Here is a 20,962-nt window from a genome sequence, read left to right on the forward strand (position 1 = left end):
CGACAGTTCCTGCCCCCGGCGTGTGGCGATTAAGCTAACATTTGCGTTCGGCGTTGCAAGAGGCAAGGTGAGGCGTCCGCTTCATAAGCCTGTCGCGTTTGCGACATTCCATTTGCGTAAGGGAGGCTGGCCGAGGAAGAGAGCGCATCTTTTTCAACGGGTTGCCAAGGATGGCGGGCTGGCATGGGGGTTGCTGAAGCGCCTGTGGGTCAAAAGCAATGAGGAGCCCTTTCGTGATGGCCGCCACCAAGACCGCCAAACCGGCTTGGCCCGCGCAGGCGAGCGCCAAGCCGACCGTGCTCAACGACACGACGTTACGCGACGGCGAGCAGGCGCCTGGCGTTGCGTTCACCACAGAGGAAAAGCTGGCGATCGCGCAGGCATTGGCGCGGGCCGGCGTGACGGAGATCGAGGCGGGAACGCCCGCGATGGGCAACGAGGAGATCATCGCCATCCGCGCAATCGTCGAAGCAGAGCTTCCGCTCACCACCATAGGCTGGTGCCGGATGCGCGAAGCCGACATCGACGCGGCGATCGAAGCGAAGGTGTCGATGGTCAATGTGTCGATCCCCAGTTCCGATGTCCAGATCGCGGCCAAGCTTGGCGGTCGTCGCGACCTGGCGCTGGAACAAGTGAAGCGAGTGGTAGGTTATGCACGTGAGCGGGGACTTGAAGTTGCCGTCGGCGGCGAGGACTCCTCCCGCGCCGACATCGACTTCCTGATCAGACTGATAGCCGCGGCAAAAACGGCGGGAGCGCGTCGCTTTCGTATTGCCGATACGCTCAGTGTGCTCGACCCGGACACAACCTCCGCGCTGGTCGGAAATTTGCGGGCGACCACAGATCTCGAACTCGAGTTTCATGGTCACGACGATCTCGGCCTCGCAACCGCCAACACGCTCTCCGCTATCAAGGCCGGCGCGAGCCACGCCTCGGTAACCGTTATCGGCCTCGGCGAGCGGGCTGGAAATGCACCGCTCGAGGAAGTCGCGGTCGCGCTCAAGCAGCTCTACAGGCACGAGACCGGCGTCATACTGCCGGAGCTCGAGAACGTCGCCGCGGTGGTTGCAGCCGCAGCCGCACGTTCGATTCCTCTGAACAAAGCCATCGTCGGAGAGCATATTTTTACGCATGAATCGGGCATTCACGTGGATGGTCTTTTAAAGGATCAACGTACCTACCAGTCGCTTGATCCGGTTCTGCTTGGGCGCCGCAACAGTTTTGTGATCGGCAAGCATTCCGGGCTGTCAGCGATCACCGCGTTGCTCAATGAATTACAGCTCGTCGCCAGCGCCGACCAAGCCAGACAGATCCTGACGCAAGTCCGCAAGCATGCCATAAAGCACAAGGTGCCGGTCGAGCGCGAAACAGTAGCGGCGATCTGGCGCGATGTGTGCGGATACTTGTCGTCCCGCCCCGCCTGAAGAGGCGTGCCCAGCAAGGTCTGGACAGGCCATTCGAAAACCAAGCGCCGCGAGGACCGTATCTGGCATCGCTAATCGGCGGCCACGACGGCCTGCCTCAGCATGGTCGCGCGAGGTTGGCTGCAGCAGGATCACCAGGCGATGCCGCGTTGTCGCCGACCGTCCACGTGCCAATTCAAAAGGGGAGTTTTCGATGAGTAACTCGCACTCAGCATCCGGTATCCTGGAGCGGCTCAACAAAGCCTCGTCGGCGGAAGAGTTTTTTTCACTGCTAGGCGTCGAGTACAACCCCGGAACCGTCAATGTCGCGCGCCTTCACATCCTAAAGCGCATGGGACAATATCTTGCCAAGGAGCAGTTCGCTGGTGCCGCAGAGCCGGACGTCAGAGCTCGTTGCAAAGCGATGCTGGAGCAGGCCTATGCCGACTTCGTGGCATCGTCGCCAATCGACCAGCGGGTGTTCAAGGTTTTGAAGGATGCCGTCGCAGACCATGACAAGCCGACGGCCTTTGTCCCATTGAGCGAGCTAAAGTGATCTCGCGCCCCGAAGTTTGTCCCAAGTGGCGTGGTGATGATCCCTCGTGCAGCCTTCGTCTTCTTCCAGATCAACTCTCCGCAGCCATGGCTCGCGCGGCGCTGTCGCATTCCCGACCCATGTCCGGAGTGGTCGTGTCCTGGGAATTAGCAGCCCTTCCAAGTGTCCCCTAAGTCATTGCGTTCGCCTGATCTTCCTTGATTTTTGCAACTGGTACGACACTTGCTGTTGTCGGGTCGATCCGGTCATCGTTGCAGACAAATGGTAGCCGTTCGAGATGAGATTTGAAGGAAGACCTTTCACGCTACGTCTACTGCCGGCCGAGTTGTGCGGCATCATCTCGCGGCTCACGCTCGCGCTGTGCCACTTCAAACGGCTTTTGAGGCGATTGAAGCTGCCATCGAGCCCGCGATGGGGAGCAATGGGTAACTCGCCCGTCAGCGCCAAACCTGGGAAACGTATGCACATCATCGTCCGAATCAGGCCGGCGCCCACTTGCGCGCAGATCCACATCCACCTCAGAGCCGATAGCAACATGCACCAGGAAGAAAGGCAAACGTCCCCTGCGAGCCAGCGGCGCTGGTGGCCGAACACTCATCGCATGAAAGTGCGGTGGCAAGATCGACCAGGTCGTTACAGCCGATGCGGAGCGCTAGGCCGAAAGCAAGGTGCAGCTATTGCGCAGCAAGCGGACCGGCGTACTCAGCCATGGAGAGAGTCAATTAGAGTGACCGCAGCGGCTAGGCCGCCTCGCTGGCGCTTGTCGCATAGCGCGCGCAAGAAACCTGTCTCGAGGCCACCTCGGAACTTGGCCCGCCCGGTATGTTCACCCCGTGCGACGCCTCTCGTTGCGCGGTCGGGCCGCGCCGAGCAAGCGGAACCACCGAGCAGCCAGCCATCTGCTGATAAAAAGTGATCTCCAGCCAGCCGAAGTAGAACCAATCCTGTGGCGCGAGCGCGCGCACTTTGAGGGGAATTTACAGCATGAGCAACGTCACCAAGACGGCCGCACCGGCGGCCGGCCGCGCAGCGGCCAAAAAGGAACTGCCGGAGCACTTTAAGGCCTACAAGCATGTCTGGGTTTTCGTCGAGCAGGAGCGTGGCCAGGTGCATCCGGTTTCCTGGGAGCTCATGGGAGCGGGGCGCAGGCTTGCCGACAGGCTGAAGGTGAACCTCGCCGCGGTCGTTATCGGTCCGGAGGGGCAGCCGACGCGTAACGCCGCGCTGGAGTCATTTTGCTATGGCGCCGATCTGGCCTATCTCGTGAGCGATAATGTATTGTCGGATTACCGCAACGAATCATATACCAAAGCGCTAACCGAACTCGTCAACACCTACAAGCCTGAGATCCTGTTGTTAGGCGCGACGACACTCGGTCGCGATCTTGCAGGGTCGGTGGCCACCACCTTGTCGACGGGACTCACAGCCGACTGTACTGCGCTCGACGTCGACGCCGATGGTTCGCTTGCGGCGACGCGTCCGACCTTTGGCGGCTCGCTGCTGTGTACGATTTATACCTTGAACTATCGTCCGCAGATGGCAACCGTCCGCCCGCGCGTCATGCCGATGCCGGAGCGCGTCGTACGCGATGCCGCTCGTATCATCATCCATCCGCTTGACCTTGTTGAAGATGATATCGTCACGAAGGTGCTGACGTTCATTCCCGACCGCGACTCCGAAACGTCAAATCTGGCCTATGCCGATGTCGTAGTCGCCGGCGGCTTGGGACTGGGATCGCCCGAGAATTTTCGGCTGGTGCGCGAACTGGCAACTCTGCTTGGCGCCGAGTATGGCTGCTCGCGTCCTCTGGTGCAGAAGGGATGGGTAACGTCTGATCGGCAGATCGGCCAGACCGGCAAGACCATCCGGCCAAAGCTCTATATTGCGGCCGGCATTTCCGGCGCGATCCAGCACAGGGTCGGCGTGGAAGGTGCGGACCTGATCGTCGCCATCAATACCGACAAGAACGCGCCGATCTTCGACTTCGCCCATGTCGCGATCGTCAGCGATGCCATGCAGTTGCTCCCGTCGTTGACGGCCGCATTTCGCGCCAGGCTGTTGCCGGAGTCGCGCGCCCGGCTCGCCGTCTAGAGGAGATGCTGTGATGATTGAAGAGAGGTTCGATGCGATCGTGATCGGAGCCGGTATGGCCGGAAACGCGGCGGCGTTGACCCTGGCCAAGCGCGGCATGAAGGTGCTGCAGCTCGAGCGAGGCGAATATCCGGGATCGAAGAATGTGCAGGGCGCAATTCTCTATGCGGACATGATGGAAAAGTTGATACCCGAGTTTCGCGAGGAGGCGCCGCTCGAGCGCCATCTGGTCGAACAGCGGTTCTGGATGATGGACGATCGCTCCCATGTCGGCATGCACTACCGCTCGGATGACTTCAACGAGGAGCGGCCGAACAGATACACGATCATCCGCGCGCAGTTTGACAAATGGTTCTCCTCGAAAGTGCGGGAGGCCGGCGCGACCGTGCTGTGCGAGACGACAGTCACCGAGCTCGTACGGGACGACCGTGAGAGGATCGTGGGGGTTCGTACAGATCGCCGCGACGGCGAAATACACGCCGACGTCGTCGTGCTGGCCGAGGGTGTCAATGGCCTGCTCGGGACGCGCGCGGGTCTGCGATCGCGGCCGAAACCCGATAATGTTGCACTCGCGGTGAAGGAAATGCACTTTTTGCCTCGCGAGACTATCGAGGCGCGTTTCAATCTCAAGGGCGACGAAGGCGTTGTGATCGAGGCGGCCGGTACCATTTCCCGCGGCATGACCGGAATGGGCTTCATCTATGCCAACAAGGAGTGCATTTCGCTCGGCATCGGCTGTCTCGTCGCTGATTTCCAGCGCACCGCCCAGACGCCCTACGGTATGCTCGATCATTTCAAGCGGCATCCGTCCGTGGCGCCGCTCATCGCAGGTTCCGAAGTCAAGGAATATGCGGCGCATCTCATTCCTGAAGGCGGTTACAAGGCAATCCCGCAGCTCTACGGCGAGGGCTGGGTGGTGGTGGGGGACGCGGCACAGCTCAACAATGCCATTCATCGCGAAGGTTCCAATCTTGCGATGACCTCAGGCCGCATCGCAGCCGAAGCGATCGCCCAGGTACAATCGCGCCGCGAGCCGATGACCGCGACAAATCTGTCGCTCTACAAGAAGATGCTGGACGAGTCCTTTGTCATCAAAGACCTCAAGAAGTACAAAGACATGCCGATGTTGATGCACACCCATTCGCAAAACTTCTTCCTTACCTATCCGCAGCTTATCTCCAAGGCGCTGCAGAACTTTGTACGTGTCGATGGTACGCCGAAAGTTGAGAAGGAGAAGGCGACCTTGAAATCCTTCGTCAAGGCGCGGTCATGGACTGGTCTGTTCGGCGATGCGTGTCGTTTTACCCGGGCCTGGCGCTGATCGGCAACAGTGTGAAGTGCAGCAATGGAAGGTCAAAGCATGAATGTCGAGCCCATAGTGCGCGTCGAAGACAAGCTGTACTACAACCGCTATCTTGTCGACGTCGGTCGTCCTCACGTCACGGTGCGCGCGCACACGACGCCGTCGCCACAGCTACTTGCGCTTTTGAACGCCTGTCCCGCGCGATGCTACGAACTCAACGACAACGGCCAAGTTGAGATAACCGTCGACGGCTGCATTGAGTGCGGCACCTGCCGCGTGATCGCCGAACCCACCGGCGACATCAAGTGGAGTTATCCGCGCGGCGGTTACGGCGTGCTGTTCAAGTTTGGGTGAAGTGCAACGAAGGGCCGCGGTGTAATCGCCATGAGACGGGGGATTTCACCGCCTTTGTGGGCGTTCTGGCTCATCTGCACTGCAGATGAAATTCGAATGAGGCGCGCAGCCGTGGGGGACGCCTCGCAAGACACAGCTTGAGGGTATCACACTCGCTCCGGACTGACGAAGGATTGGTCGTGGCGCCATTGAGTGGTGCCACAAACGGGGTCGATCCGACGGCGCAAAGGAAATTCAGCCCGTCGCCTTGGAGGGGGCGGGGCCGGCGGCCTCGATCGCAACCGCTACTGATTGCACAATCGCAGCAAAGCGCACGGCAGTCTGGATCACTCCGGAACTGACGCCCTCAGCCCGCAGCGTCTTCTCGTGAGCGTCGACACAGGCACCGCAGCCGTTTATGGCCGAGACCGCCAGCGACCACAGCTCGAAATCGGACTTATCCACGCCGGGATTGCCGATCACGTTCATGCGCAGCCGTGGCGGCATGGCCTTATATTCCGGGTTGGATACGAGGTGCACGAATCGGTAGTAGACGTTGTTCATCGCCATCACAGAGGCTGCGGATTTCGCTGCGGCGATCGCCGCAGGCGTCATCACGGCGGAGGCTGCCGCTTCGATCGCGGAAATCAGGGCTGCATTGCGCGTGGCAATCGCGCTCGCCAGCAGCAGGCCGTATTGTCGCTGCGGCGACAGCGTATCATCGGCCAGCAAGGACGCCAAGTTAAGCCTGACGTCCTTGGCGAAATTGGGAATCGTCTCATTCAACTGCTCAATCGACGACATGCTGCCTCACGCAACCTTCAGTGTTTCGCCGCCGACTTCGCGGTTGCAGGGACAGAGTTCGTCGGTTTGCAAAGCGTCCAGAACGCGGAGCGTGTCCTTGGGGCTACGCCCGACATTTAGATTGGTCGCATAGATGTGTTGGATTGTGTTGTCGGGGTCGACGATAAAGGTGTAGCGATAGGCGACGCCCTCGGGCGAACGCACGCCAAGGCCATCGACTAAGGTTCCTTTTGTGTCGGCAAACTGCCAAATCGGTAGATTGTGCAGGTCTGCATGCGAGCGCCGCCAGGCAAGCTTGCAGAACTCATTGTCAGTCGAACCGCCCATTACGACAGCATCGCGATCGGCGAATTCTTTGGATAGCCGGCCGAATTCGGCGATCTCGGTCGGACAGACGAACGTGAAATCCTTGGGGTAGAAAAAGATGATCTTCCATTTTTCGGGGAAGCTCGTTTCTGTCAGCGTCTCGAACGCGCTGTGTCCTTCTTCTTCCTGCGCCTGAAAGCCGGGCTTCACGCCCGTGATTTCGAACGGCGGCAACTGACTTCCAATTCCGAGCATGCTGACCTCACAAGTTTGCTTTGCGTAAGTTGTGCCGTCACTAGTGAAGCAAGCTATATGCCATCCGTTGTCTAGATCGGATTGTCGCAACGAAGCGAACCAGCGACCGGGCTGCAGTCATTTGATCGTAAGGTCTGATGGCTCTCACATCCACCTCTATCATGCCGCGTGGAAACGCGATGCTCGATCGCTTGGAACGGTCGGTGAGCGCCGCGGAAGTCACGAGTGGGTACCGCAGTTAAAAAGTCGCAGCCAAATTCCTCGACCAGCGATTGAACCGCTGGTTGAAACGGCTAACTGCCGACCGAGAACGGATCCTCGGCGCCCGCGCAGAGCATCATGATATCTCACGGTGTGAAACGGCCGCGAAGCTAAGGTTGCTTTCGTATGCCGCGAATGAGCGCAACCGGCGATTCCGGAGCCGACCTTGGCGATATTCTCGCAGCCGTCATCAAGCTGTCCGGTATCATAGTCCCCAAATAGCTCCACCTAGGACTGAAGGCGCGGCGTCGCGCCGGGCGAGCGGCGACGTCGCGCCACCAATCCTCTACGACTTGACGATCGCAAAGGAGCAGCGTGCCAACATCACCCATAAAAGCTCTCCAGTCGGAAAGACATTTTTGTGGAACAGCTGTCAGGAGCGGCACACCCCGAGTGATCGCGTCAACAAATTCAGCGCGCAGGCCGCGGCCAACCGCCTCTTGTTTGGCGAATTTGCTGATCACGACGAGATCGACTTTGTTGCGAAGCGCTTGGGAAACGACAATTGCGGCCTCAGCCAGTCCGTTTGTATCGAGCTTACAGGACGCGGCTCCGCTGCCGAGTAGCTGGGAAATCGAGATCTCTCGCCCTGTCGCAACGTCGACAGCGAGCATAACGTGCGTGCCGTTTGCATTTCTGAAGTGTCGCTGGACGATGCCGCCGACACGTACGTCATGCCGCGCGAGATCCTGGACGAAATCGGCAAGCAGTTTATCGGCGTCGTCCTCTGGCTGGTAGAGAATCGCCGCCACAGCTGTCGGATCGATATTGTCAAAATTGTCGATCATGGCCATGATCCGATTTCTGTTCATTTCGTGTGTCGGCGCTCCGCTGTAGAGCGTCTCCTGGTGGAGTCGCAGGCGTTATGAGCAACCGCTCGGGGGGTGAGACCGGCAAGGCTCGCGCGACTTCGGCGAATACGTCCATTCCGTTGCTGAGCCCTAGCGCATCAAAAGAGCGGCGTGTGATGCGGGCCAAAAGCGGCACGCCCGAACGGCCAGTTTCGAGCGCTAGAACCAACGTGATCTCCGATTCGTCGAACGGAAGGGAGGCTTTGATGCGTGCCGGAAAGACATTCAGGAAGGAGCTTGCGCGCGGAGTCTCGCGCACGATGCTGACATCGGTGGCTGCGATGCGCAGCCGTAGCTGCGCGCCAGGTCTGAGCGGCGGCCCAGGTATCAGCAGACGCGCGCCTCTGAGGCGGACGATGATGAGTCCATAGCGCCCGTCGTAGCCGCCGACCACGGTATCAACGCAAACCGCCGCTTCGCCACGCGCGGCAAGCGCTGGATCACTCTGAACGACTTGAAGCGGTCCGGCCGCGGTCACCATGCCATCTTTCATCATGACGAGATGATCGGCAAAGCGTTCGATGTCAGCCATGTCATGACAGATATAGATCATCGGCAACGTGAGCTCTTCCCGCATGCGCTCGAGAAATGGCAGAATCTCGTGTTTGGCGGAGCGGTCGAGCACAATGAGCGGGTCGTCCAGCAAAAGTAGCCGCGGTTGGGCTAGTAGCGCGCTGCCTAGGGCAAGTCGTTGTCGCTGGACGCCAGAAAGATGTGACGGGGAACAGTCAAGCAGTGGCGCCAAGTCGAGCAACTTAACCACACCATCAAAGTCGATCAGTGTCGCTCTCGATTTCGACGCGTTGTACAGAAGGGTGCGCTTGACAGACAAATGAGAAAAAAGAATGGGTCGCTGAAATACATATGCGACAGGACGCAGATGAGGCGGCCGAAACGTCGTCTCGTTCTGCCAAATTTCGCCATCGACGCCACAGAATCCAGTCGGTAGATGCTGGATGCCGGCGATGCAACGCGCGAGAGTGGTCTTGCCGCACCCCGGAGGACCGAAAACGGCCGTGACACCTTTGGCCGGGGCGCTGAATTGCGCATCCAGCGGGATGCCTGCGGGAGCGCCGTTGAAGGCGACTTCGATATAGCCCGGTCTTGCTTCTCTCATCTGCCCACGCCTATGCTGCATCTTGCCATCAAATCACGAGGAGAATGGCCGCAAAGGCAATGAACACCATGCCGCCGACAATCCAGTCTGCTTGGCTCCAGCGCGGCGTCTTCGCCCCGAGGAGGCCAAAGGGCGCGGCGGCAGCATTGCAGATCGACGGTGTTACGACAGCCGGCATCTTGAGCGTTTCCGTGCCATCGAGAATCGTGACAATCGAACGCTGCCGGGCGCGCATACCATCACACACGCAAGGCGGGATTCCAATACTGCGGAATCCTCAGCCAGCTTGGCTAGACGCCGGTTGTCCGCTGGCTGAACTGGCAAGGCTTGCGTCGTTTGGCTGTAGAGGTGTCGGCTATCGCCAGAGCTTGATACCGCCTCGGGGCCGGCAATCGGCTTGAAAGGCGCCACAGCTTTGGTGACCAATGTGAAGTGTGCGTCGCTGCCCACATTCATGGCTTCCGCAACGTCAGGCGCAAGCAGCATCAAAGCCAGATCGAATAGGATCAACCGGATAAACCTCATTGGGACCCCGAAGATGGACCGCCGCGACTGCTTTCGTCGCGGCAGCTCCTTGCTCCTCAGCCAGCAATCTGCGTGCCGGTTCGAAAAAATGGCGCACGACCCGCTTGGCTCATGGTGAAACTCTTATATGTCCCACCCAGCGTGTGGAATGGCCGCATCGTGTCGTCGGGTTTCAGACGTTCGCGTCGTCAACCGGCCACGCAGGAAGGACGAGATAGACACTGAAGATGATGCCGTCGGCTCTTGCGTCGAGAACGGTGTTGGAGTCGTCGCTACAATTTGTCGTCCGTCCGATCTGCGCCGACAAAAGGGGCGCTCGTCGGCTGCATTTGACCACATAGCTAGAAGTTTAGTCTCTTGGGCTGACGTTTCAAAAATTCGCCTTACCCCGAGTTCATGAGCATCACATCTAGCCCTCGTCCACGCCCCTAGCGCGATCGCCCTTGCAACGGCGACGCCTCACACGCGAACTCACGGATGATCTCATGATCGCATCACCAGCACGCAGGTGGTTTCGCATGCGAACAATCGCTTGCGCCCGCTGCCTGGACCGCTCTCGTGTCCTGATGCGGCACATAGGAGAAGCCAAGAAGCCATGACTATCGCCCCACTGCGCAGTAGCGTCCCGCAGTCACCGTATTGAGATTGCGACATCGCAGTCTTGGAGACGGATCCGACGACGCCCACTAGGGTCATCTGTACTGATGCCGACACTGGGTTGACCGCTGCAAGCCCGTCACTTGTGGCGGCCGCCGCGATGGTCAACGAAGTGTCAACGGAGGTGATGTGATCCGTCTGATCGGCGACACCTACCGCCTGGCCTCGATAACCGTTGAGATCGGAGCGCGCGATCTGGCGAGGCAGAGCCGCCGGGTATCTAATGAATTGTGACTACACCGGCGCTTGTGGCGAAGGAAGCGGCGAGCGTCGCGTTGTTAGATCGTACGGCGCATTCATTTTGAACACGCGGTACCCGCTGGCGGACTGGCTCGCGAGCAGCGGCGGCGCGCTTAGAGGCGCTCAAAAAAATCCTCGCGCCTGACGCCGACAAGCGCACGATTTGCTTCGAGCTGTTCCAAGTGTGCGCGTTAGTTCGTCAGAATCGGCCTCGAAAGCCAGCAATATATCCTACGATATCGCCATACGCCAGAAGCTCTCAATGCGTACATTTCGTCGGCGGCCGGCGGCCAACGTGTCGAGGATGATCTGCGATGGATTGCCGCGAATGTCTCCACGGCATCGCGTGAGTTGTCGTCGGAGTTGACCCAGCGTCGATCTATAGCTCGGCGCGGTCCGTGTTGCCCGAAGTCCCAGAGGCTATTTGAGTGGTTTGCCAATAGACGGGACAAATAACTCCCAACGCAATGGCATTCCTCGAAGCCATTCGCCACAGGTGACCACGCGCAGCTTGCGCGTTGTGCTGGGCCTCAGATGCGCACCTTGTTTCGGAATATCAGCGAACCTGTGCGCAGAAAAAACCGCAGCGATATACATCAGTTGGCACAGATCCTGCTCAGCATAAGCAGCACGGACGTAATGTGACAATGTCGGCGCTGCAGCGTTCGTTGCAAATGGCGCGCGGCGTTTGCTCATGTTGCTGTGTGAGGATTGTTGGAGGCGCTTGCCGCTGCTGGTGAGCCGCCGAGCCGAATGTTCGTCAGGTACTAATCCGCCCGAGGCTGAGGCGAAGGGGCATGTCGCTTAAAGTGCAAGAAGGGCAGCCGCACCGAAGAGCTGCGCATCAATCGCGAAGTGACCTCGCATCGGGGTCCGCGCACTAAGAGGGGAGCTGAATCATAATGTACAGATTGGTTGCCTTAATGCTTGCGCTGTTGGCACAGCAGGAGTGCAAAGCCGCGCAGGCGCACGCGGCGGAGGATGTCGTGAATGCGCCCCTCGCGCGGTCGGATTACGAGCGTGCACTGACGACCGCAGACCGATATGGCCGGCTTACCGTCAATGTCCCCGACGTGCCGTTTTGGCTCGGCGAGCGCGAGGCGTTCGTCTATCGGCGGACGGCCCATGGCAAGCACCATTTTATCCTGGTTGATGCCGAAAAAGGCGTAAAGCAGCCCGCTTTTGATCAAGCCGGACTCGCGGCTGCTCTGAACAGAGCGAGCCACCAAAACTATCAGCCCGAGGATCTTCCGTTCGACCATTTCGAGCTGACCGACAAGGGTGGCAGGATGAGCTTCGACCTCGAGAGTACGCGTTGGAGCTGCGAGCTTGCAAGCTATACCTGCACCGGCAATGCAATGCACTCGGGCGCCAATGAGCAGAGCCCCTATGACGACACGCCGCCGGCAGACAACGATCCGAACGAGACAAGCGCATCACCTGACGGCAAATGGCTGGCCTACATTCGAAACTACAATATCTTCTTGCGCAGCCAAGACGGTTCGCAAAACATCCCGTTGACCTGGGACGGAGCTGAGAGTGACTATTATGCTCTCTCGACACTGAGATGGTCTCCAGCCTCAACTCACCTGGCCGTCTACCGGATCCGTCCAGGCCATCAACGGGAAGTCCATTACCTCGAATCATCGCCGGCGGACCAGCGTCAACCCAGACATTTGACCATGGTGTATCCAAAACCGGGTGATGCCTTGGCGTTGCTCCAACCCATGCTGTTTGAAGTCAGCAGCCGACGCGCGGTCGCAATCGATAATGCCACGTTCCAGAATCCTTACGGTCTTTCGGCGATCCAGTGGTGGAAGGACGGGCGGGGCTTTACCTTCGAATATAATCAGCGTGGCCACCAGCTCTATCGCCTGGTGGAGGTTGATGCCGCCACGGGCCGAGCGCGCGCGTTGATTGATGAGGCAAGCAAGACCTTCGTCGACTACCAGCCTTTGGTGATGAACCAGCTGAATACTGGAAAAACGTTTCGCTACGACGTCGATGATGGAAAGGAGATTATCTGGGCCTCGGAGCGCGATGGTTACGAGCATCTCTATTTGTTCGACGGCAGGACAGGAGAGCTCAAGAACCAGATCACCAGAGGAGATTGGGTGGTCCGTGTGGTGTATTGTGTCGATCCGGTGAAGCGTGAGATCTGGTTTGGCGCCAGCGGAATGAACCCTGGGGAGGATCCCTACTTCGTCCATGCCTATCGCATTGGCTTTGATGGAAAAAGACTCACGCCGCTGACGCCTGAGCCAGCCAATCATCACATCGAGTTCTCGCCTAGCGGCCGCTACTATGTCGACCTGTGGTCACGCATCGGCGTTCCGCCCCGCATGGTACTGTACCGTGCCAGTGATAATGCCGAACTGATGCAGCTTGAGAGCGGCGAGATCTCCGAGCTCATTGCCGCTGGCTGGCAGCCGCCGCTCAGCTTCAACGCCAAGGGACGCGACGGCAAGACGGATATATGGGGCGTCATTCACTTGCCGACTAATTTCGATCAGCGCAAGAGATATCCAGTGGTGGAGCACATCTATGCAGGCCCCACCGGTTCCTTCGTTCCGAAGTCCTTCTCAGCTTCAATCGAGCCGCTCACACAACTCGGCTTTATCGTTGTTCAGATTGATGGAATGGGTACCAACCATCGCTCGCGCGCGTTCCACGACATTGCCTGGAAAAACTTGAAGGACGCCGGCTTTCCGGACCGGATCCTATGGCACAAGGCGGCGAGTGCGAAGTATCCTTGGTATGACATATCCAACGTCGGCATTTTTGGTGCTTCCGCCGGTGGGCAGAACGCGGTGAGCGCGTTACTCTTCCATCCTGATTTCTATAGGGTCGCGGTCGCGAACAGTGGCTGCTACGACAACCGGCTAGACAAGATCTGGTGGAACGAACAGTGGATGGGGTGGCCGGTCGGCATCGAATATTCGCAATCCTCCGCCATCGACAATGCCGCCAAACTGCAAGGTAGATTGCTTCTCATAGTCGGCGAACTGGACCGCAACGTCGATCCCTCCGCTACGTTCCAGCTTGCCGATCGGCTCATTAAGGCGGGAAAATACTTCGACATGCTGTATGTGCCGGGCGCAGATCACGGAACACCGGGAAGTTATGCACAGCTCAGGCTCCTGGAGTTCTTGGTCCGTAACATTCTCGAGCAAACGCCGCCAAACTGGAACGCGGGCTCAATGGAACTGCCGAAGAGCAAATCAGGCCATGATGGCTGACAATCCATCGAGATCCAGCCCGGTCCGTGGCGTTCCACGATCGCGTTCTCGAAATTGAGGAATGCTCGTTGCCATTTACGACGGGGTCTTCTCGAATATCGCCGCATGCCGTCATGCGTACTTCCTTCCTGATCGGCGCACGCAGCTGCTGATGCCAACAAGCAAAGATGGGTTTGCGGTGGCCTCATCAATTGGCCCCACATCAGGGCGCGAGAACGCCGCGCGCGCGACGGTCGGCATTGCGAAGCCCCGCGACGTCGCGCCCGGTTCTCGCTCCAAATGAGCCTCGAGAGGCGGGAGCGCTCAGGCAAGCCGGAGGAACTCAGAGCCAGATGTTTTTACTGTGAGCTTCAGCTTGACACGGTGCACTTTGATTTCGCTGCGGGAGGCTTGAGTGCCCGCGCCATCTTTCCTTGGCAAGTTGACGAGCCTGGCTCTGTAAGTTGACAGGCCATTTGGCCTATTTGTCCATAGAGGGCTTTGGCGTTGTGTCGGTGCGCACGGGCAATATCGGATAATCGATCCTAGGCAGCTGCCCGGTGAGTGAATCTAGAAACGCGACGATGTCGTCTTTTTCTGTATCGTTGAGCTTCGCGCCGAGTTGTATCTCACTCATCACGCCGACAGCTTGCTTAAGGCTCCAAACTTGGCCCGAATGGAAGTAGGGAGGACGCAATGCGACGTTGCGCAACGGCGCGGAGCGGAAAACATACTCGTCGCTGGGTGCCTTGGTGACGGCGAAACGGCCCTTGTCGTCCCTCGGCAGCAGGCTTGTGGTTGGCCGTTCCGTCACGCCGAACGGGAAGTAGTCCTGGCCGCCGACGTTGATACCATTGTGGCAAGTTGAGCATCCCCTTTCTATGAACAGCTTTAATCCTGCTTTCTGCTGAGCGCTGAGAGCATACGCATCGCCCTCGAGGTATTGATCGAAGGGAGCGGCGGGCGTGATCAAGGTCGCCTCGAAAGCCTCGATGGCCTTGGCGAAGTTGTCAAAGGTAATGGGCGTCGCATCGTTAGGGAACGCCTTGCTGAACATGACGATATAATCGGTCATTGAGTTCAGCGTATTGAGAAGGCGAGCGGGCGTCGCATTCATTTCCGTACTGGCCTGGATGGGGCCTGCGGCTTGCGCCTTGAGGTCAGCCGCGCGCCCGTCCCAGAACTGTGCCACATTGAAGACTGCGTTATAGACCGTTGGCGCGCGACGTGAACCTAGCTGCCAGCGATGACCAACCGACCTCGGGCCGGCATCTGTTCCACCGGTCCCAAGGTTGTGACACGTGTTGCAGCTAATGACCCCGCTCGCCGATAGCCTCGGATCGAAGAATAGGGCCTTGCCGAGTGCAACCTTATCGTGGGTAATAGGGTTGTCCTTGACCGCAGGAACGATAGAGGGGATCGGCTTGAAAATCTGCCTCGCCGCACTCATCAAATCATCATCGGCGCCTGCTGTTGACGAGGCCAGGATCCCAGCGGCCAGAACACATAACTTGGCTGCGATTTCAAGCTTTCGTGCCGCTGATTTCCTCATCCTTGGCTTGCCCTTGTCGTAATTCGTGGAAGTCGCGAACAGAGTGCGTGGTCGCAGCTAGCCTGCTTATCGCCGAAATCACTCCCAGCAGTCAGAGACGAGCGACTTCGTCTTGGGGTGTGCTCACCCAGTCTGATCCGCTGTCGCTGTGTAGTAGCAACCGCCGTGCCAGTGGAGTTCAGGGGCTGTCCGTTGATGGGTCTTGAACAATTACAGGAATGGCAGCAGTCGGCTCGAACCTTTGGGATCAACCGACCACGCGACGATGGCCACCCTGACGAAGTGTATTCCGGCCTGCGATTTGAACCTTTGAGCGAGCCGTAAAGCTGTCGGTTTCGCGATTTTGGGCGTGCAGGCTTGCAACTAAGTAGGACGCCGAACAAAAAGACGGAGCGTCGACGCAATTCGTCGCGTCATGAACGCGACGGAATCATGTGGCCTTGCGAAGCCGTCGACTATGCGTTGCGCTCTAGCGTAGCCAAGCAATTATCGGCCGGCGCTGGATGACGTTTCGTATGCGCTGCGGCCGGCGAAGCGTGCAATTGTCGAGGAACCCACTTGCGAGCTCCCGTCAAGATATGGGTATGCCTATCTTGGATTGTATTGGCACCCGTTCGACGATCAAAGTGCTTGAATCGACCGTAGCGTCAGGTTGTAGGCAGTGCCAAGCAGGATCGGCGCCTTTGCAGGAATGTCATGTTGGGAACTAACGTCGCAAATGTCACAAGGTTAGACACAATGCCTAAAGTGGGTGGCGCCCGCTGCTAATGTAGCTAGCCTGCGTTGCGCCTTGATGTTGGCAACAAGGCTGACGCGCGATGCAACGATGATTCGGAAGTACCACAAATGACGCCGGCCGCTCCTGCCGATGCGGCAGCCTGCTTTCCTAAACAGGTAATACTTGCGAGGCAAATAACGATAGTGAAGGTTATGCAGCTTAAGAGAGTTCTGTTGAGCCAAAAGCGGCGAACGGGTTGGGCTTACCGTGCGCCTTGCCATGTCACCGCCCTTGTTGCGATCGCAGCAACGTGGTGCACGGGATACGCTAGCGCGCGAGAACGAAGATCGGAAGAGATCTTGACGTCTTGCAGACCAGACGTGATGCGATTCTGTGACCGTTTTACAGGGCGTGGCGATATGGACGCGGCCATGTTTTGTCTTAGGGACAATTTCAAAGGCTTGCGTGTCGAATGTCGCCGCGTGATGCCAACCGCGACGGAGAGAAACGGTGGGTCGAAAAAAACGAGGCGTCAACAACGTTCCGATCCTGCATCGAGAGTGAGGCACCGGAGCGGGGAGCTTCTTAAGCACCAGAATGCTCGCGTTAGCCATCGATCGAGGTCCGGAAGGGGCCGGTTGGTGCCGTTGTGGCGTTCTCAACGAGCGTTTCAATGGATTCACTTGAACCGGCGGGACCGCTTTTGGTTGAGTTCACCGAAGGGCTCAAGACCAGAGGGAACGCGGTCGTCAAGAGCCGTTCAAAGGCGGTAAGCTGTTCAAGCAGACGCTTCTCGACGGCAGCACTCTCCTCACGAGGCAGTTCCGTCTTAAGCAATCGACGACAGCGCCAGATCTCGTTTCGCACCCATCTGATCTCACTTAATCTATCATCAATCGAGGTCATCACAGATGCAATTAACGTAGGCATTGAAAGTACAAAGCGTACGCGTCAGCACTGCGTCGTCGCTCCGTCGGCATTCATGCCGATGGAGTTGCGCCTGTGCGATTGGTCGCCGTTGCTTGGCGGATGTGGCGAGCGGTTCGATGTATTCAAGACTGTTATCCACCGATATCGCCTTACGCTGGGCGTGCGACCGGAATTTGCTACGGATTGCTGCGGGTTTTCGGCGCTACGATCGTATGGGCTGAGGAATTACTGCGCTCCACAGGGGCGATCGGCGTGCAGTCACATGCAAACGCGGAGCAGCGGCTCACGACTGGAAACGTAGCGATGTTGATCTCCGGCGGCGTGTGCGGTGTCAAACGCTGCGGCTTCATTGCGCTCGCCGTTTCCGTGACGATGGTCAGTGTCGCTAGCCGTCGGATCATTACAATTGTTTTCTTAATGGGCATGTCTATGAGTAGGTGCGCGCGCTCATCAACATCCTGGAAAGGGCATGGCGGCAATGTTTTCTTCTATAGATAAAACGAGCGTTACCGAGATATCCCGCGTGTGACGCGATCGAACGAAGCGCAGGAGCGAGCGTGGGACCTCAGTGGGTAAATGTCACTCGAAACCGTGTCGAACTGGGGCGCCCCATTGGTAGTCGCCGCGATTGTCGGCTGTGCAACGGCGCGCTTCGATACCCATTTAATAGCTTGAACCCTACGCTGCGTCAGGTTGTAGTCTCGCAAAGACAAAGGCAGGCTGGGCGGGCGTCGAATGGTTCAGCATGATCGGACAGGGATGGCTTCCTAATTGCCGACGTTGTCGCTTGCGGGCCATGGCAAGGCCTTGGGTCGATCGGCGGGGATGCCGTGCTGGCCGTTGTCAATCGCGCTGCAACAACCGGAGTCGCGATATGTCATGAGGTGATGGAGCGATGCACGCAGCAGGATGTCGCTGACAACTGCTCCAATCGCATTCCTCGTTGTGCAGTGAGGGCCCGCGGAGTGAATAACCGGCTCTCGCGAGAGAGGCGTCAACTGCATAGGCGGTTCACATTCAGCCAGAAGCGGTGTCCGGTCGCATTGAGATCGTGGCTTGACAAGGCGCTGCGGTGAAAGCTCGGAAGAGTCCATGTCTGCTCAAGCCAATCTGACGACGGCGCTAAGCGAGATCGATCGTGCTCGCGACATTGTTGAATTCTCAACTGTGGTGGTTGCGCGCGACAAGCAACTGCGCAAGACGGATCATCCGATCTTTCTGCAAAAGGCTGCGCTTGAGTTTCAATCTAGATTCCTGCCGAATTTCGAGGAAGGCATCCTTTCCGGGAGATCGTGGGGATATGCCACGACATGCAATGCGGTGAGCCGAAAGGCCGGAGGTCAGGCCGGCCGGGACGTTTGCGAAAGATTAGCTTCTCGCGTGTCGCTGCTTGACCATGCGCTGATTGAAAAAATCGGAATAAGAGCCCTTTCCATATTTGCAGCGTCATTCGGTCGGCACTCCAACAGAGCAGAATGTCGCAAAGGGGCGATCAGAATAGCTAAGTTTTGTTGCGAGGAAGGCAGGCCGCTTCAAGAGTTGAACAATCTGAGCCTGGCGGCGCTGATAAACGGCTTCAGCAAATGGCCGGAAGAAGCGGACTTCCGCCAGGCGGCGGTTGCAATTGCGGGCGGTGTCATTCGGCGCGCAGGCCGCCATCACCAGCTCTCGGACTTTACGCAGCAAGGATTGGTGAGCCTGGTCAACGGGTTCAGCAAGTGGCCGGATGAGGCGGCTTCGCGCCAGGCAGCAGCCACGCTTGCGCTCGAAATTCTGCATCGTTCTGGCAGGCTCTGCGAGTTTCCTCAGCAGGCATTGGCCATCCTGGTGAACGGTTTCAGCAAGTGGCCGGAAGAGCTGCCGTGCGGTCAAGTCACGATTGCGATCGCAGGCGAAGTTCTTGGTCGGGTCGCCCGGTTTCATGAGTTTAGCGAGCAGGACCTGGCAAATTTGGTGAATGGCTTCAGTAAATGGCCAGAGGAGGCAGTCTCCCGTCAAGCCACAGTCGCGATCGCAAGTGAGCTCCTGCGCCGTGCTGATCAACTTCCTCACTATAGCCAACAAGGACTGGCAAACTTGGTGAACGGGTTTTGCAAATGGCCTGAAGATGCGGATTGTCGTAAGGCTGCAGTTGCGATTGCTGGTGAGGTACTTTGGCGTGCTGCCCAACTCTCCGATCTTACGGAACAGGGCCTGGCGAACCTGGTGAATGGCTTTAGCAAGTGGCCGCAAGAGCCGGCGTTTCGCCGAGCAGCGGTCGCACTCGCTCGTGAGGTTCTGCGCCGTGCCACTCAGCTCTACGAGTTTTCGCAGCAGGGACTCGCGAACTTAGTGAACGGCTTCAACAATTGGCCGGAGGAGTTGCCGTGTGGTCAAGTGACCGTTGTGCTCGCGGACGAGGTCCTTCGCCGTGCCGGCCGCAGGACGGGACTCTCGGACTTCACTGCCCAGGATCTCAGAGGACTGGTGATCGGTTTCAACAGATGGCCGCAGGAGAGCGCCGCTCGCCAAGCCACGATCGCGATCGTCAATGAGGTGCTCGGCCGCGGTGTCCGGTTCTTTGACTTTACCAAGCCGGAGTCGGAGAGCCTGATGAATGCTTTCAGTAGATGGCCGCAAGGGATAGCGAAGATCATCGGGGAGCTGCAACTCACGCAAAGTGAAACCACGCAGCTCCGAGTAGGGGAGAAGTGGTCCAACCAAACGAGGCAATCGGCCAAAGAAATCTCTTCCTAGCGGTTTCAACACACATGATGCGGCTACGTCGAATACGACAATCCCACGCAGCGACCTTCTTGCGATGTGGTCGAAGGCGTCTACAGTCACGGAATTGAGTAAACAATCAGAAGGACGTAGTTCTTGATCCAGGCTGAGAAGGATGTCGTCGAGCAGATGCTCTCATCATTGGCGATCAGCTTGTTGCAGAATCGTGTTGCGCCTTCCTACGAACAGGTGATGCATCAGTTTGGATTGGCCTGCGAGAGAGCAGGGCTGATCGCGACGGAAGAGGTGGCAATTAGGGTACTGAAGCGCGTTTCAAGCGAGATCAACGAGGCGCAGTCGGTGCTCGAGTTTATCGGTCGCGGGGCTGATCTACTACATTGATCTTGAGGTTAAGAAACATCCAACGGATTAGTGACGGATGCAGTTTCGGCGCGCGCTTTCAATTGTTCGACTGAGAAAGCGTCCCGGCGCGGGGCCGTGTCGTCAGCTTTTGCTGTCCGAGATCGCGGCAGGGTGAGCCGATCTGGCAGGCTCGAGCCTCGCCGCCGATGTCAGAATAGGGGGAGAGCTCGTATCCCGGAAGACATAGCCTGCCTGCGCCGATTGCCGCCGGGCCACCGCCTCGCAGTGAAGCGCAAGCTGTGCTACATGGGCTTGCGGGCTTCTAGATAAGATACCAGCGCGGCGAACTGAGCGAGCAGGGACGCTTTCGCCTCGGGCGCACAGGGCAGCAACTCGGCAGCTCTCAGCGCCGCACTGAGGAGGCGCCGTGACCTGCGAGCACATTGCCAAGCCAGAAACTCCGTTGATCCAAGTCCGTTTTTCGTCAGTCCACAGTCGAGGCCTAAGCGTCGCGAGAGGCCGACGGCCAGCCGTGCGCCCCGTTGTTCGTCGCTCCGAAGCCCGTCAGCTTATCGACAGCTACGTCTCATAGCATAAAGGTCTTTACTGGCCGGCAGGTCCGGCTTGATTTTCTCAGATCTGGCGCCATCAAGCGATCCACCACCGAGGCTTTGGGTGTGCTGCGGTGAGTCGCAGTTGCTCGCCCGCAGGCCGGCAGGTGTTCGCGCCAGCCGTGGGCGGTATGACTGCCAGCTTAGTCATCAGCCGATCAGCGC

The 20,962-nt window shown here is 58.4% G+C and carries 16 protein-coding genes; 9 read left to right on the plus strand and 7 right to left on the minus strand.

The features are described 5' to 3' along the window. Positions 1–236 precede the first annotated feature (236 nt). Both nifV and nifW read left to right on the plus strand, forming a co-directional pair. Positions 237–1,424 carry a homocitrate synthase gene (nifV, locus tag XH93_RS08585; protein WP_194473158.1) on the plus strand — a complete coding sequence of 396 codons (1,188 nt, stop codon included), beginning with the start codon at positions 237–239 and terminating at the stop codon, positions 1,422–1,424. Positions 1,425–1,617: 193 nt separating this feature from the next. Beyond that, positions 1,618–1,959 carry a nitrogenase stabilizing/protective protein NifW gene (nifW, locus tag XH93_RS08590; protein WP_194473159.1) on the plus strand — a complete coding sequence of 114 codons (342 nt, stop codon included), beginning with the start codon at positions 1,618–1,620 and terminating at the stop codon, positions 1,957–1,959. Between the two features lie 174 nt (positions 1,960–2,133). Here nifW and XH93_RS08595 read toward each other — a convergent pair whose 3' ends face one another. Then, on the minus strand, positions 2,134–2,454 hold the full coding sequence (locus XH93_RS08595; RefSeq protein WP_194473160.1) for a hypothetical protein: 321 nt from the start codon (positions 2,452–2,454) through the stop codon (positions 2,134–2,136). 489 nt (positions 2,455–2,943) lie between these two features. On the opposite strand from XH93_RS08595, the gene XH93_RS08600 reads away from it, so the two are divergent. From XH93_RS08600 to XH93_RS08610, 3 genes are read left to right on the plus strand one after another with little or no spacing between them, the layout of a single operon-like run. Further along, positions 2,944–4,050, plus strand: coding sequence for an electron transfer flavoprotein subunit alpha/FixB family protein (locus XH93_RS08600; protein ID WP_194473161.1), 1,107 nt, complete (start codon positions 2,944–2,946; stop codon positions 4,048–4,050). Between the two features lie 13 nt (positions 4,051–4,063). Next, positions 4,064–5,371: an FAD-dependent oxidoreductase gene (locus tag XH93_RS08605; RefSeq protein WP_194473162.1), complete on the plus strand. Its 1,308-nt coding sequence runs from the start codon at positions 4,064–4,066 to the stop codon at positions 5,369–5,371. 39 nt (positions 5,372–5,410) lie between these two features. Further along, positions 5,411–5,707, plus strand: a complete 297-nt coding sequence (locus XH93_RS08610; RefSeq protein ID WP_139481164.1) for a ferredoxin family protein — start codon at positions 5,411–5,413, stop codon at positions 5,705–5,707. Between the two features lie 234 nt (positions 5,708–5,941). On the opposite strand, the gene XH93_RS08615 is transcribed toward XH93_RS08610, so the two are convergent. From XH93_RS08615 to XH93_RS08635, 5 genes are all read right to left on the minus strand, one after another. After that, positions 5,942–6,490 carry a carboxymuconolactone decarboxylase family protein gene (locus XH93_RS08615; protein WP_194473163.1) on the minus strand — a complete coding sequence of 183 codons (549 nt, stop codon included), beginning with the start codon at positions 6,488–6,490 and terminating at the stop codon, positions 5,942–5,944. A gap of 6 nt (positions 6,491–6,496) precedes the next feature. Continuing rightward, positions 6,497–7,051, minus strand: coding sequence for a peroxiredoxin (locus XH93_RS08620; RefSeq protein WP_139481162.1), 555 nt, complete (start codon positions 7,049–7,051; stop codon positions 6,497–6,499). 371 nt (positions 7,052–7,422) lie between these two features. Next, a complete protein-coding gene (locus tag XH93_RS08625; RefSeq protein WP_246799519.1) occupies positions 7,423–8,106 on the minus strand; it encodes a DUF2478 domain-containing protein in 684 nt (227 codons plus the stop codon). Further along, a complete protein-coding gene (gene modC, locus XH93_RS08630; protein WP_194473164.1) occupies positions 8,084–9,280 on the minus strand; it encodes a molybdenum ABC transporter ATP-binding protein in 1,197 nt (398 codons plus the stop codon). The genes XH93_RS08625 and modC overlap by 23 nt, the downstream gene beginning before the upstream one ends. Before the next feature lie 28 nt (positions 9,281–9,308). After that, positions 9,309–9,515, minus strand: a complete 207-nt coding sequence (locus XH93_RS08635) for a hypothetical protein (protein WP_194473165.1) — start codon at positions 9,513–9,515, stop codon at positions 9,309–9,311. 2,089 nt (positions 9,516–11,604) lie between these two features. Here XH93_RS08635 and XH93_RS08645 point away from each other — a divergent pair. Together XH93_RS08645 and XH93_RS08650 are read left to right on the plus strand one after the other, a co-directional pair. Continuing rightward, the gene (locus tag XH93_RS08645) at positions 11,605–13,941 is read left to right on the plus strand and encodes a S9 family peptidase (protein WP_194473167.1); all 2,337 of its coding nucleotides are present in this window, start codon (positions 11,605–11,607) and stop codon (positions 13,939–13,941) included. A 61-nt stretch (positions 13,942–14,002) separates the two neighbouring features. Continuing rightward, complete coding sequence (locus tag XH93_RS08650; protein WP_194473168.1) at positions 14,003–14,224, plus strand: hypothetical protein; 222 nt, start codon at positions 14,003–14,005, stop codon at positions 14,222–14,224. Positions 14,225–14,401: 177 nt separating this feature from the next. Here the strand turns inward: XH93_RS08650 and XH93_RS08655 are convergent, their stop codons facing one another. Further along, positions 14,402–15,472 (minus strand): cytochrome-c peroxidase, encoded by a 1,071-nt coding sequence (locus XH93_RS08655; protein ID WP_194473169.1) that lies wholly within the window; start codon positions 15,470–15,472, stop codon positions 14,402–14,404. A gap of 2,740 nt (positions 15,473–18,212) precedes the next feature. On the opposite strand from XH93_RS08655, the gene XH93_RS08660 reads away from it, so the two are divergent. Together XH93_RS08660 and XH93_RS08665 are read left to right on the plus strand one after the other, a co-directional pair. After that, positions 18,213–19,856: a hypothetical protein gene (locus XH93_RS08660; protein WP_194473170.1), complete on the plus strand. Its 1,644-nt coding sequence runs from the start codon at positions 18,213–18,215 to the stop codon at positions 19,854–19,856. 123 nt (positions 19,857–19,979) lie between these two features. After that, entirely contained in the window at positions 19,980–20,225 is a 246-nt protein-coding gene (locus XH93_RS08665; RefSeq protein WP_246799520.1) for a hypothetical protein, read from the plus strand. Positions 20,226–20,962 lie beyond the last annotated feature (737 nt).

Origin of the sequence: Bradyrhizobium sp. CCBAU 51753 (assembly GCF_015291565.1) — a bacterium.
Lineage (GTDB): Bacteria > Pseudomonadota > Alphaproteobacteria > Rhizobiales > Xanthobacteraceae > Bradyrhizobium > Bradyrhizobium ivorense.

Excerpts from the sequence above, each read along its gene's own strand:
- nifV (WP_194473158.1), top strand. The coding sequence starts at position 237 with ATGGCCGCCACCAAGACCGCCAAACCGGCTTGGCCCGCGCAGGCGAGC.
- nifW (WP_194473159.1), top strand. The coding sequence starts at position 1,618 with ATGAGTAACTCGCACTCAGCATCCGGTATCCTGGAGCGGCTCAACAAA.
- XH93_RS08600 (WP_194473161.1), top strand. The coding sequence starts at position 2,944 with ATGAGCAACGTCACCAAGACGGCCGCACCGGCGGCCGGCCGCGCAGCG.
- XH93_RS08605 (WP_194473162.1), top strand. The coding sequence starts at position 4,064 with ATGATTGAAGAGAGGTTCGATGCGATCGTGATCGGAGCCGGTATGGCC.
- XH93_RS08610 (WP_139481164.1), top strand. The coding sequence starts at position 5,411 with ATGAATGTCGAGCCCATAGTGCGCGTCGAAGACAAGCTGTACTACAAC.
- XH93_RS08615 (WP_194473163.1), bottom strand. The coding sequence starts at position 6,490 with ATGTCGTCGATTGAGCAGTTGAATGAGACGATTCCCAATTTCGCCAAG.
- XH93_RS08620 (WP_139481162.1), bottom strand. The coding sequence starts at position 7,051 with ATGCTCGGAATTGGAAGTCAGTTGCCGCCGTTCGAAATCACGGGCGTG.
- XH93_RS08625 (WP_246799519.1), bottom strand. The coding sequence starts at position 8,106 with ATGGCCATGATCGACAATTTTGACAATATCGATCCGACAGCTGTGGCG.
- modC (WP_194473164.1), bottom strand. The coding sequence starts at position 9,280 with ATGAGAGAAGCAAGACCGGGCTATATCGAAGTCGCCTTCAACGGCGCT.
- XH93_RS08635 (WP_194473165.1), bottom strand. The coding sequence starts at position 9,515 with ATGCGCGCCCGGCAGCGTTCGATTGTCACGATTCTCGATGGCACGGAA.
- XH93_RS08645 (WP_194473167.1), top strand. The coding sequence starts at position 11,605 with ATGTACAGATTGGTTGCCTTAATGCTTGCGCTGTTGGCACAGCAGGAG.
- XH93_RS08650 (WP_194473168.1), top strand. The coding sequence starts at position 14,003 with ATGCTCGTTGCCATTTACGACGGGGTCTTCTCGAATATCGCCGCATGC.
- XH93_RS08655 (WP_194473169.1), bottom strand. The coding sequence starts at position 15,472 with ATGAGGAAATCAGCGGCACGAAAGCTTGAAATCGCAGCCAAGTTATGT.
- XH93_RS08660 (WP_194473170.1), top strand. The coding sequence starts at position 18,213 with ATGTCTGCTCAAGCCAATCTGACGACGGCGCTAAGCGAGATCGATCGT.